This is a genomic window from Siccibacter colletis (assembly GCF_000696575.1).
GTDB lineage: Bacteria > Pseudomonadota > Gammaproteobacteria > Enterobacterales > Enterobacteriaceae > Siccibacter > Siccibacter colletis.
In genome coordinates this window covers 46157-59234 of sequence record NZ_JMSQ01000008.1, presented here as the reverse complement: position 1 = coordinate 59234, position 13078 = coordinate 46157, and the positions used below count along the sequence as shown (strand labels likewise).

The 13078-nt window shown below is 59.0% G+C and carries 9 protein-coding genes; 3 read left to right on the top strand and 6 right to left on the bottom strand.

Going from position 1 to position 13078, the window contains the following annotated elements:
• Positions 1-5: 5 nt before the first annotated feature.
• The 4 genes from feoB to greB all read right to left on the bottom strand — a co-directional run bounded on the left by feoB (position 6) and on the right by greB (position 5867).
• Positions 6-2303, bottom strand: coding sequence for a Fe(2+) transporter permease subunit FeoB (feoB, locus tag ET34_RS0110395; protein ID WP_031521806.1), 2298 nt, complete (start codon positions 2301-2303; stop codon positions 6-8).
• Between the two features lie 25 nt (positions 2304-2328).
• Entirely contained in the window at positions 2329-2553 is a 225-nt protein-coding gene (gene feoA / locus ET34_RS0110390; protein ID WP_031521805.1) for a ferrous iron transporter A, read from the bottom strand.
• A 393-nt stretch (positions 2554-2946) separates the two neighbouring features.
• A complete protein-coding gene (locus ET34_RS0110385) occupies positions 2947-5271 on the bottom strand; it encodes a Tex family protein (protein ID WP_031521803.1) in 2325 nt (774 codons plus the stop codon).
• A gap of 122 nt (positions 5272-5393) precedes the next feature.
• The gene (gene greB / locus ET34_RS0110380) at positions 5394-5867 is read right to left on the bottom strand and encodes a transcription elongation factor GreB (RefSeq protein ID WP_031521801.1); all 474 of its coding nucleotides are present in this window, start codon (positions 5865-5867) and stop codon (positions 5394-5396) included.
• 219 nt (positions 5868-6086) lie between these two features.
• Here greB and ompR point away from each other — a divergent pair, with 219 nt between their 5' ends.
• Positions 6087-6806 carry an osmolarity response regulator transcription factor OmpR gene (ompR, locus tag ET34_RS0110375; protein ID WP_006177890.1) on the top strand — a complete coding sequence of 240 codons (720 nt, stop codon included), beginning with the start codon at positions 6087-6089 and terminating at the stop codon, positions 6804-6806.
• Entirely contained in the window at positions 6803-8152 is a 1350-nt protein-coding gene (envZ, locus tag ET34_RS0110370; protein WP_031521799.1) for a two-component system sensor histidine kinase EnvZ, read from the top strand. Before ompR ends, envZ begins: the two co-directional genes overlap by 4 nt.
• A 207-nt stretch (positions 8153-8359) precedes the next feature.
• On the opposite strand, the gene pckA is transcribed toward envZ, so the two are convergent.
• A complete protein-coding gene (pckA, locus tag ET34_RS0110365; protein WP_031521798.1) occupies positions 8360-9976 on the bottom strand; it encodes a phosphoenolpyruvate carboxykinase (ATP) in 1617 nt (538 codons plus the stop codon).
• Positions 9977-10348: 372 nt separating this feature from the next.
• Between pckA and ET34_RS0110360 the strand changes: the two genes are divergently transcribed.
• Positions 10349-12088 (top strand): DUF4153 domain-containing protein, encoded by a 1740-nt coding sequence (locus ET34_RS0110360; protein ID WP_031521796.1) that lies wholly within the window; start codon positions 10349-10351, stop codon positions 12086-12088.
• 32 nt (positions 12089-12120) lie between these two features.
• Here ET34_RS0110360 and hslO read toward each other — a convergent pair whose 3' ends face one another.
• Positions 12121-12999 (bottom strand): Hsp33 family molecular chaperone HslO, encoded by an 879-nt coding sequence (gene hslO / locus ET34_RS0110355; RefSeq protein WP_031521794.1) that lies wholly within the window; start codon positions 12997-12999, stop codon positions 12121-12123.
• Positions 13000-13078 lie beyond the last annotated feature (79 nt).

The following is a 13078-nucleotide window of genomic DNA, read 5'->3' as shown; positions in this document are numbered from 1 at the left end:
CTTCCTCAGTGGCACTGCCGCTGCGGCGAGTTATCCGCCGTGAACAGCGAGACGTTCACCCGGCTACGCGCCCGGCGCAGGGCGGTGATCAGCACCAGGTTAAACGTCACCACGCACAGCATCGCCACCACACTGGTGTGGGGATGCTCGCGGAAGGTCGCCGCCTGATAAAACACGGTCGCCAGGCTGTACGCGATAGTCAGCCCCCAGAAGATGGAGAACGTCATCCAGCCGCGGCTCGACTCGCGGGCGATCGCGCCCATCACCGAAATACAGGGAATATAGAGCAGCACGAAGATCAGATAGCTGTACGCCGCCGCCTGACTGCCGAACTTGCTGCTCATAATGCCCATCGCACCGGTTGCCATCTCGCCATCGCCTTTACTGGCTTCAATCGGATTTGCCAGCACGCTCAGGCTGGCGGTGGCTTTCAGGCTCTCCCAGGTATCGTTGACCGCGCCGGACAGCTCATCCAGCAGGCTGAACTGGTTAACGTCGAATTCGGCGTCGTGAATGTCCTCGGCGGTGTAGAGCGTATTGAGCGTGCCGACCACCACTTCTTTCGCCATCGCACCGGTAAACAGGCCCACCGTGGCCTGCCAGTTATCCTGCGACACACCGATCGGGTTGAGCAGCGGCGTCAGCACTTTACTGACCGATGCCAGCGCCGAGTCGTTGATGCTGTTCACCGGCTGGCCGCTAAACGAAAAACTGTTCAGCGCACCGATAAACACGCTCACCACCACGATGACTTTCCCGGCGCGCAGCACGAAGCCTTTCAGACGCTGCCAGGTTTGCAGCAGCAGGCTTTTAAGATGCGGCACGTGGTACACCGGCAGCTCCATCACGAACGGCGTCGCGTCTCCGCGCATCAGCGTGAATTTAAGCATCAGGCCGGTGAGGATTGCCATCACGATGCCCAGCAGATAGAGCGAGAACACCGCCAGCGCGCCGCGCTGTCCGAAAAAGGCCGAGGCGAAGACGGCGAAAATCGCCAGCCGCGCGCCGCAGGACATAAACGGTGCCATCATAATGGTCATCAGCCGCTCGCGCGGTGCATCCAGAGTACGCGCGCCCATCACCGACGGCACGTTGCAGCCGAAGCCCACAATCAGCGGCACGAAGGATTTCCCCGGCAGGCCGAGAGACTGCATCAGACGGTCCATCACAAACGCGGCGCGCGCCATGTAGCCGGAGTCTTCAAGAAACGACAGAAACAGGTACATCATCCCTATCTGCGGCACCAGTGGCAGCACGGTGTTGATGCCGCCGCCAATCCCCTGAGCGAGGAAAATCGTCAGCCAGGCGGGGAAGTGCAGCGTGGCGCCCAGCCACTGCAGACCATGAATAAACAGTGCCACCGAGCCGCCATCAAACAGCGGTTGCAGCGCGCCGCCAATATTGATGGCCAGCAGGAACATCAGGTACATCACCAACAGGAAGATCGGCAGGCCGAGCACGCGGTTGAGGATCACGCGGTCGAGCGCGGCCGTCAGGCGGTGCGGTTCGGCGGTAAGGCTGTTGCTAACCGCCTCGCAGATAGTGGCGATGCTCTGGTATCGCGCGTCGGCAATGTGCAGCGCCGGATCGTCCATCTCATGTTCCAGCCGGTTCCGGGCGGCAGCCAGCGCATCTGTAGTGTCGCCTGATCGGGCATGGCTGTAGATATCGCCTTCCAGCATCTGAATCGCCAGCCAGCGCCGCTGTTCCTCGCTCAATGTGGCAGGCATCGCTGCCGCCAGCTGCGCGGCTTCGCGCAGAAGTGGCGCGGCATAGTGCACGCGTTCGGTCGGGGTGTTTCCGGTATGACGGTCAATCGCCAGCTTCAGCGCCTGAATACCCCGACCGCGCGTTGACACCAGCGGCACTACCGGACAGCCCAGCCGTGCGGAGAGCGCCTCCGTATCGATGCGAATGCCCTGCTTTTCGGCGATATCCAGCATGTTGAGCGCCACCACGCAGGGAATGCCCAGCTCCAGCAGCTGCAGCGTCAGGTAAAGGTTGCGCTCAAGGTTGGCGGCGTCCACCACGTTAATCAGCATGTCTGCCTCACCGCTCAGGATGTAGTGGCAGGCAATCTGCTCATCGAGTGAGGTCTGGGACGAGATGGTGGTCAGGGAGTAGGTGCCGGGTAAATCCACCAGCCGCACCGCGCAATCGGTAGTCGTGAAGTTGCCCTCTTTGCGCTCGACGGTGACGCCAGCCCAGTTGCCCACGCGTTGGCGCGCGCCGGTGAGCTGATTAAACAGCGTCGTTTTCCCGGCGTTAGGATTACCGATAAGGCCGATAGTAATATTTTTCATGATGGTGCACTCTGAAAAGCCGAATTTAGCCGCTGGCTTCCACGTTTAATAATGCGAGGTCTTTTTTGCGTAATACCAGATTAACGCGTCGCGTCTCGATATGAATCGGATCGCCAAAGGGGGCGACGCGCACGACATTAAATAACGCGCCGGGCAACATGCCGAGCGATAATAGCTTCTGACGATACGCCGGGCTAATAGCGGAGGAAAAGCCCGTTATTTTCCATGAGCTGCCTGGTGTGTATGACATAGTGCCTGCTTTATCTGTTCTGGCGCGTGCCGGGGCGCATCACGCCTGCTGACGGAGAGAGAAAAGAACTGGATGCAATGATAATGAGAACGCTTTTTATCTGCAACGCAGGAAATGTGAGCAAATATAGTTTTCACAATTGTTGCTCTGGTAATTGATATGGCGCAATTTCACCGTTTGTAACCGGGAAATGAAATTTAATCCACATCAATATTTATTTGCTGTGTTAATTGTTATTTAAATATTAATAACTGCGATGTCTGGTAATTATGTTGTGCCAGTTGTTATTAACGGCAATGCATAACAGTGATTTTATTACTGCGAAATAATATAACCGCCAGGTGTATTTTCTATGGCGAGAAATCCCCTCCGCAAGGCGGAGGGGAGCAGGGATCAGCGTTTTTTGCCCATCGCTGCTGCCAGCGCGTCCATCATGGCGCTATTGCCGGCAGGCTGTGCCTCGCGCCCGCGCGGTTTCGGCTGCGCGGCCGGACGCTTGTTCTGTTCCGGTTTGCCGCCGCCGCGACGGGCACTGGTTTCGCCCGGCTGCTCATCAAGGCGCATGGTCAGTGCGATACGTTTGCGCGCCATATCCACTTCCAGCACTTTCACCTTCACGATATCGCCCGCTTTCACCACTTTATGCGGATCGTCGATGAACTTATCCGAGAGCGAGGAGATGTGTACCAGCCCGTCCTGATGCACACCGATATCAACAAACGCACCAAAGTTGGTGACGTTGGTGACCGCGCCTTCCAGCACCATGCCCGGTTGCAGGTCGTTGAGCGTTTCCACGCCTTCGGCGAAGGTGGCGGTTTTGAATTCCGGACGCGGGTCACGGCCCGGTTTTTCCAGCTCTTTAATGATGTCGCTCACGGTCGGCACCCCGAACTGCTCGTCGGTAAAATCGACGGCTTTCAGGTTGCGCAGCGCGCTGCCGTTGCCCATCAGATCGCGCAGCGACTGCTGGGTGGCAGCCAGAATACGCTCCACCACCGGATATGCTTCCGGGTGCACCGTGGAGGCATCGAGCGGGTTATCGCCGTGGTTGATGCGCAGGAAGCCCGCGCACTGCTCAAAGGCTTTCGGCCCGAGGCGGCTCACTTTCAGCAGCTGCTGGCGATTCTGGAACTGACCGTTGTCATCACGCCAGGAGACGATGTTCTGCGCCATCATGCGCGTCAGGCCCGCCACGCGGGTCAGCAGCGGCACGGAGGCAGTGTTCAGATCGACGCCGACGGCGTTCACGCAGTCTTCCACCACCGCATCCAGCTTGCGCGCCAGCTGCGACTGGCTGACATCGTGCTGATACTGGCCGACACCAATGGATTTCGGGTCGATCTTCACCAGCTCGGCGAGCGGATCCTGCAAGCGGCGGGCAATGGAAACTGCGCCGCGGATTGAGACGTCGAGATCCGGAAACTCCTGCGCCGCCAGTTCGGAGGCGGAGTAAACCGATGCTCCGGCTTCGCTGACGATCACCTTCTGGGCCGTCACTTGCGGGAACTGTTTTTGCACGTCGAGGAAGAAACGTTCCGTTTCGCGAGACGCGGTGCCGTTACCGATGGCAACCAGCTCTACGTTATGTTTCTCACACAGCGCGGCAACGGCAACCGCCGCTTTTGCTGCCTGGCCGGTGTGAGGATAGATGGTATCGGTCGCCACCAGCTTGCCGGTGCCGTCTACCACGGCCACTTTCACGCCGGTACGCAGGCCTGGATCGAGGCCCATCGTCGCGCGCAGGCCCGCCGGGGCAGCCATCAGCAGGTCGTGCAGGTTACGGGCGAAGACGTTAATCGCTTCGTCTTCGGCGCGCTCGCGCACGGTGCCCATCAGCTCGGTTTCGAGATGCATCAGCACCTTGATACGCCAGGTCCAGCTCACCACGCCTTTACGCCAGCTGTCCGCCGGGGCATTGTTCAGGCGCAGGCCGAGGTGGTCGATGATGATCTGCTCGCAGTGGCTTTCGCGCGGCGGCTCGTCAAACTGCGGGTCAGCGTTGAGCGCCAGCTGCAGCACGCCTTCGTTGCGACCGCGGAACATCGCCAGCGCGCGGTGCGAGGGCACGGTCGCGATCGGTTCATGATGGTCAAAATAGTCGCGGAACTTCGCACCCGCTTCCTCTTTGCCGGTTACCACCGTGGCGACCAGATGGGCATTCTTCCACAGGTAGTCGCGCACTTTCGCCAGCAGGGCGGCGTCTTCAGCGAAGCGCTCCATCAGAATGTAGCGCGCGCCGTCGAGCGCGGCTTTGGTATCGGCCACGCCTTTGTCGGCGTCGATGAATTTTTCCGCTTCGGCTTCAGGGGTATGGGAGGGCTGATTCCACAGCAAATCGGCGAGCGGTTCGAGGCCGGCTTCAATGGCGATCTGCCCGCGGGTGCGGCGTTTCGGTTTGTAGGGCAGGTAAAGATCTTCCAGCTCGGTCTTACTCAGCGTGCCGTTGATGGCCCCGGCCAGCTCGTCGGTCAGCTTGCCCTGTTCCGAAATGGATTTGAGGATTGACTGGCGGCGTTCTTCCAGCTCGCGCAGATAGCCCAGACGCGTCTCCAGCTGGCGCAGCTGGGTGTCGTCCAGACCGCCGGTGACTTCCTTACGATAACGTGCAATAAACGGCACGGTGTTCCCTTCATCCAGCAAGCGTACGGCGGCATCCACCTGTTCAGCGCGTGCCTGGAGTTCACCCGCAATAATGCGGCAGAGCGAGTCATTCATCATGGCTGTTTCATCTGTTGGAGTACAAAAATTCAGGGGACAGTTATACGGACTGACGGGGCAAAATGCCAGCCGTGGAACGCGCCGGATAAGGATTCGGAGCGTTCCGGGAGCGGCATCGCAGATTATTTCGGATAGGTAATTTCGTTAACGTACCAGGTGGCTTCGCCCGCAGGGGTATTTACCACGGCCAGATCGCCAACCTCTTTTTTCAGCAGCGCGCGCGCCATTGGGGCATCGATGGAGATGTAGTCTTTACGGCCGAAGATCTCATCGTAACCGACGATGCGAAAACGCTTGATGTCGCCGTCGTCGTTTTCCACCTCCACCCAGGCACCGAAGAACACTTTGCCCTCCTGCTGCGGCGAATAATCAACGATTTTTAGCTGCTCCAGGCACTTAGTCAGGTAGCGCACGCGGCGGTCGATCTCGCGCAGCCGTTTTTTGTTGTACTGGTAGTCGGCGTTTTCGCTGCGATCGCCGAGGCTTGCCGCCCAGGTCACTTTTTTCGTCACTTCCGGGCGCTCTTCGCGCCATAAGTAATCAAGCTCTTTTTTGAGCTTTTCGTAGCCTTCTCGGGTAATCAGGGGCGTTTTCATCACTCTGCCTTTCAGGTAACAGCCTGTCTTTCCTTCATTTCTATTAAGCCAATTCTGCGTGCAACGTATGAGAATTGTCAGGGAAATCGGTGATAAGCTGCTGTTAAATATGCTTTGTAACAATTTCGTCTAGAATGTATACCAGATTTATGTGGTTACCGACGCGCAGTTTTTTAAGAATACAGACAGCTATTGTCCGAACCTTTGGGAGTAAAAACAATGCAAGAGAATTATAAGATTCTGGTCGTTGATGACGATATGCGCCTGCGTGCGCTGCTTGAGCGTTATCTTACCGAGCAGGGCTTCCAGGTTCGCAGCGTCGCCAACGCCGAACAGATGGACCGCCTGCTGACGCGCGAGTCCTTCCATCTGATGGTGCTGGACCTGATGCTGCCGGGCGAAGACGGGCTCTCCATCTGCCGTCGCCTGCGTAGCCAGAGCAACCCGATGCCAATCATTATGGTGACGGCGAAGGGCGAAGAAGTGGATCGCATCGTCGGCCTGGAAATTGGCGCTGACGACTACATTCCGAAGCCGTTCAACCCGCGTGAACTGCTGGCCCGTATTCGCGCCGTGCTGCGTCGCCAGGCCAACGAGCTGCCGGGCGCGCCGTCTCAGGAAGAGGCTGTCATCGCCTTCGGTAAATTCAAACTCAATCTCGGCACCCGCGAAATGTTCCGTGAAGATGAGCCGATGCCGCTCACCAGCGGTGAGTTCGCCGTGCTGAAAGCGCTGGTCAGTCACCCACGTGAACCGCTCTCCCGCGATAAGCTGATGAACCTGGCGCGCGGTCGCGAATACAGTGCGATGGAGCGTTCCATTGACGTGCAGATCTCGCGTCTGCGCCGCATGGTGGAAGAAGATCCGGCTCACCCGCGCTACATCCAGACGGTATGGGGTCTGGGCTACGTCTTTGTTCCTGACGGCGCCAAAGCATGAGGCGAGTGCGTTTCTCGCCGCGAAGCTCGTTTGCCAGAACCCTGCTACTTATCGTCACCCTGCTGTTCGTCAGCCTGGTGACGACCTATCTGGTGGTCCTGAACTTCGCGATCCTTCCCAGCCTGCAGCAGTTTAATAAAGTCCTGGCGTACGAAGTGCGTATGCTGATGACCGATAAGCTGCAGCTGGAAGACGGGACGCAGCTGGTGGTTCCCCCGGCCTTTCGACGCGAAATTTATCGCGAGCTCGGCATTTCTCTCTATTCCAACGAGGCGGCAGAAGATGCCGGCCTGCGCTGGGCGCAGCACTACGAATTTCTCAGCCAGCAGATGGCGCAGCAGCTGGGTGGCCCCACTGAAGTGCGCGTCGAGGTGAATAAAAGCTCACCGGTGGTGTGGCTGAAAACCTGGCTGTCGCCGAATATCTGGGTGCGGGTGCCGCTCACCGAAATCCATCAGGGCGATTTCTCGCCGCTGTTCCGCTATACCCTCGCGATTATGCTGCTGGCAATCGGTGGTGCCTGGCTGTTTATCCGTATCCAGAACCGACCGCTGGTGGATCTGGAGCATGCCGCGCTGCAGGTCGGACGCGGGTTGATCCCGCCGCCGCTGCGTGAGTACGGCGCTTCTGAGGTGCGCTCGGTGACCCGCGCGTTCAACCATATGGCGGCCGGGGTAAAACAGCTGGCGGATGACCGTACCCTGCTGATGGCGGGGGTCAGTCACGATCTGCGAACGCCGTTGACGCGTATCCGTCTCGCCACCGAAATGATGGCCGCTGAAGATGGCTATCTCGCCGAGTCGATCAACAAAGATATCGAAGAGTGCAATGACATCATTGAGCAGTTCATCGACTACCTGCGCACCGGCCAGGAGATGCCGCTGGAGATGGCGGATCTTAACGCCGTGCTGGGCGAGGTAATTGCTGCTGAAAGCGGGTACGAGCGGGAGATTGAAACCGATCTGAAAACCGGCGAAATCCTGCTGCAGATCCACCCGCTCTCCATCAAGCGTGCTGCGGCAAATATGGTGGTTAACGCCGCACGCTACGGCAACGGCTGGATCAAAGTCAGCAGCGGCACCGAGCTAAATCGCGCCTGGTTCCAGGTGGAAGATGACGGGCCGGGTATCAAGCCGGAGCAGCTGAAGCATCTGTTCCAGCCGTTTGTGCGCGGCGACAGCGCACGCAGCACCAGCGGCACCGGGCTTGGCTTAGCGATTGTGCAGCGTATCGTCGACAATCATAACGGCGTACTGGATATCGGCCGCAGCGAGCGGGACGGGCTGCGCATTCGCGCCTGGCTGCCGATCCCGGTTACCCGCGTTCCGGCAACGACCAGCGCTTAAGACAAGGACGTGACGCCCATAAAAAAAGAACCACCCTGCGGTGGTTCTTTTTTTATGGGCGTCACGTCAACGCGTAGGGTGGGTAAGCGTAGCGCACCCACCTTTGGTAACGCAGCCGTGGCGGGTGCGCAGGCTTACCCGCCCTACGAAAGCGGTCATCTGAACAGACGAGCATTACCGCAGGGTGGTTCTTTTTTTGCCCGACGATTAGCGCTGCGGCCCGGCGGCCACCAGCGCAGCCCCGGCCGGGGTATCAGTGTATTTCTCGAAATTATCAATAAACAGCCCGGCAAGCTGGTTGGCTTTTTCCTGCCAGGCTTCCGGCGAGGCCCAGGTGTTACGCGGGTCGAGGATGGTGCTGTCTACGCCCGGAAGCTGGGCAGGCACCGCGAGGTTAAACACCGGCAGCGAGAAGGTTTCCGCCTCGTCCAGCGAGCCATTGAGAATGGCGTCGATAATGGCGCGGGTATCTTTAATCGAGATACGTTTCCCGCTGCCGTTCCAGCCGGTATTCACCAGGTAGGCCTGTGCGCCAGCGGCTTCCATGCGTTTCACCAACACCTCGGCATACTGCGTCGGGTGCAGCGTCAGGAATGCCGCGCCAAAGCAGGCGGAGAAGGTCGGCGTCGGCTCGGTGACGCCGCGCTCGGTGCCCGCCAGCTTCGCCGTAAAGCCGGAAAGGAAATGGTACTGGGTCTGGCTGGCTGTCAGGCGTGACACCGGCGGCAGCACACCAAACGCATCCGCCGTCAGGAAAATGACTTTCGTGGCATGACCCGCCTTTGACACCGGCTTCACGATATTGTCGATGTGATAGATCGGGTAGGAGACGCGGGTATTTTCGGTTTTTGACGCATCGTCGAAATCGATGCTGCCATCCTCGCGCACCGTCACGTTTTCCAGCAGCGCGTCGCGGCGAATGGCGTGGTAGATGTCCGGCTCGGCCTCTGCGGAGAGGCGAATGGTTTTGGCGTAGCAGCCGCCTTCAAAGTTAAACACCCCGTCGTCGTCCCAGCCGTGCTCGTCATCGCCAATCAGACGGCGTTTCGGATCGGTGGAGAGGGTGGTTTTCCCGGTGCCGGACAGGCCGAAGAACACCGCGACGTCGCCTTTCTCACCTACGTTGGCGGAGCAGTGCATCGACGCCACGCCCTTGAGCGGCAGCAGATAGTTCATGATGGCGAACAGGCCTTTTTTCATTTCGCCGCCGTACCAGGTGCCGCCGATAAGCTGAATGCGCTCGGTAAGGTTAAAAGCGATGAAGTTCTCCGAATTCAGGCCTTGCGCGGCCCAGTCCGGGTTGGTGCACTTCGCGCCGTTCATCACCACGAAATCCGGCACAAAGTCCTGAAGCTCGTCATCGTTCGGGCGGATAAACATGTTTTTGACAAAGTGCGCCTGCCAGGCGACTTCGGTGATGAAACGTACCGCGAGACGGGTGTCCGGGTTGGCTCCACAGAACGCATCGACCACAAACAGGCGTTTCCCCGACAGCTGCTGCGTGACCAGGCCTTTCAGGTGCGTCCACGTCTCCTGAGAGAGCGGCTTATTATCATTCTTCTGACCTTCATCGGCCCACCACAGCGTATCGCGCGTGGTGTCATCGCGGACGATGTACTTATCTTTCGGCGAACGTCCGGTGAAAATGCCGGTATCAACGGCAATGGCACCGAGGCGGGTCTCCACACCGCGTTCATAGCCTTCCAGACCCGGCGCCAGTTCTTCGCGGTAGAGCGTGTCGTAATCCGGGTTATAGATAACCTCCTGCACACCGGTGATGCCATAAGCCTTGAGATCCTGCGGGGTTAAATCGTTAACGCGCATGTCACTACTCCTTAGCCAATAGGTATTACCTAAAATTGTAGGGTTTTTCAGTAAAGATGAACCGCGATGGGCTTCATAGATTTGGGTATCTGCAACATCACGGTAGAGGATCACGCTGTGATTACGCTCACGAAGCGACACAAATTATGGCAGGATTATCCACATATCCGACGGAAAGTATTCCGGATATCCATGAAAGCAGGGCAATCATCCAGAACTTTGTGAGTGTAAGCGCATTCATTTTCGCAACCCACCGTGTCGTAACAGCAAACTGCTGCGTTGATCGAGGCGCGGCATCTTCCTTTCCACGCGGAAAGACAGCGCTTTTCGCCTGCGCTATGATGCCCGCAGGTTAAACAATGGACTGATACGATGAAGAGTGACGCACCGCTTTCCGCCTCGCTGCGCTGGCTGCTTCCACTGACGGGAATGCTTCAGGGCGGGGTGATCTACCTGCTCAACCGCACCACGGCGCTGTTTTCCACACCGGCTGAGCACGGCTGGCTGCTGTTTTTACTGGTGGGCAGCCTGATAACCACCTCCACGCTAATTTTTGCCGCCCGTTCGCTGCGCCAGCCATTGCTATGGCTGGGCATCGCGCTTTTGCTAATGATGGCCGCCGTTCACTGCAGCTGGCTGGTGTATGCCGTGACCGGGCTGGACACCTGGGATCAGCGCGATGCGCTGTGGCGCTATGTGGTGGCGCTGGCAGCGATGCTGTTTCTTTTGCTCCCCTGGCTGCAAAGCCGTCTCCTGGAAGGACGCTGGGGCGATTTCCCCTCGCTGTTCCGCCACTACTGGCACAACGGCCTTGCGCTGCTGCTGGCGCTGCTGGCCACCGGGCTGGGGTGGCTGGTGCTCTGGCTGTGCGCGTCCCTGTTTTCGCTGATCGGCATCGACTTCTTTAAAACGCTGTTCTTTGATAACGGTGCGTTTGCGTATGTGATAACCGGCTGCATTGTGGCGATGACGGTGACGCTCTGCCGCAGCAATGCCCGTCTGATGGTCGCGGTGCAGCACCTGCTGACGCTGGTCGCAACCGGGCTGCTGCCGGTGGTTGGCGCCATCATGGTGCTGTTTATGCTGGCGATACCGGGCGTGGGGCTGAATGCGATTTCGCAGCAGGTTTCCGGGGCCGGGTTGCTTAATACGCTGTGTCTGCTGTTCCTGTTGCTGATGGCGCTGGTGTGGCATCCGGAGCGCGACGCACCGCCTTACACCAGGCTACTGCGGCGTATGCTGCTCGGTACGCTGTTGCTCGCGCCGGTCTGCGCCCTTATCGCCGCCTGGGCGGTGTGGCTTCGCGTGGCGCAATACGGCTGGACGCCGGACCGGCTGTATGCTGCGCTGGTCACCTGCGTATCGCTGCTATGGTCCTGCGGCTATGTGGCAAGCCTGGCGCGGCAGCGGCGCAGCGCCGTGGATTTCAGCCGTACCGGCAAAGGGGTGCTGTTCGTCGTCCCACTGCTGCTACTGCTGCTGCATACGCCGCTGCTCAGCCCGTGGCGCATCAGCGTTAACAGCCAGATGGCGCGTTTCAACGCCGATAAAGCCATGCTGGACAGCGCGACCATCAGCGAGCTGGCGCAGTGGCTGCGCTGGGGCAGGGAGGCGCTGCGTACCCTGCTGGCCGATCCGGTTATCAAAGGTAATCTGGTGCTGCGTCAGGAGATCAGCGATGCGCTGGCCGGGCGAGAGGGTGTGGGGGCACCGGTCGATCCCGATGCGTATCGGCAGATCCCGCTGGCCGCTCCCCAGCCGCAGCCGGAGCAGGCTGTCTGGCAGACGCTGGCGAAGGATTATGCCTGGCGTATCAAGGTCTGTTTGCCGGTAGATAACCTGTCGAACTGCATGCTGCTGGCAAAAGATTTGAACGGGGATGCTCAACCGGAGTGGATCATGTTTGATTTCAGCGCGCGCAGTGCGTTTGTGCTGAGCAAGCAGAACGGCAAATGGATGCCGGTAGGCAACTTTTACGATCTGCCTGTGACGCTGGATGCGAAAAAACTGCGGGAAACCGCGCAGTCAGAGCGCCTGTCCACCCAGCCGCCGCCGTGGCGCGATCTGACGATCGACGGCCAGCGTCTGCCTTTTGCGCCGGATCGCTACTAAAAAAAACGCCACCCGCGGGTGGCGTTTGACTATCAGTGGATCTGTGGGTCTGCCGGAGAGGCGTTGTTGCGCGCTTCGGCGATGTCCATCGCGTTAAACACGTAGTGGCTACCGCAGTAGTCGCAATGCATGTCGATCTCGCCCTCTTCGGCGATGATGCTGTCCACTTCTTCCGTCGGCAGGGTTTTCAGCGCATCGGCACAGCGCTCGCGCGAGCAGGTGCACTTGAAGATGACGTCCTGCGGATCGTACAGGGTAACTTCTTCTTCGTGATACAGGCGCCACAGCACGTCGGTAGCCGGCAGCGTCAGCAGCTCTTCCGCTTTAATGGTTTCGGTCAGGGTGGCCAGATGCTCAAAGTCATTGGCCTGAGCATCCTGAGCCGGCAGCACCTGCAGCAGCATCCCGCCCGCCGCCAGTTTGCCTTCCATGTCGCCGGTGCGAATAAACAGGCGCGTCGGCAGCTGTTCGGAACGCATGAAGTAGTCTTCGAGGCAGGCGGCCAGGGTATCGCCTTCCAGGCCGACCACGCCCTGATAGCGTTCGCCTTCAGCCGGGGTAATGGTGATCACCAGATAACCGTTGCCCACCAGATCTTTCAGGCTGGCATCTGCGGCAACCTCGCCCTGAACACGCGCAACGCCGCGCATCTCCTGCTTGTTATTGCCATTGATCACCGCCAGCGTCATCGGGCCATCACCCTGTAGCTGCACGGTGATGTCGCCATCAAACTTCAGCGTGGCGGTCAGCAGACTGGTCGCGACCAGCAGTTCGCCGAGAATGATTTTTACCGGCTGCGGATAGTCGTGGTTTTCGAGGATCTGCGTCCAGGTGTCGGATACCGTTACCAGTTCGCCGCGAACGGCATAGTTTTCAAACAGGTAGCGGTGAAGTTGGTCGTGTTGGGCCATAATTTTCTCTCTTACGAATGAGCGCGGCGCGTTCATCCTTTGGTTACATCGTGCAGGCCGCGTGGACGGGATCGCAGGC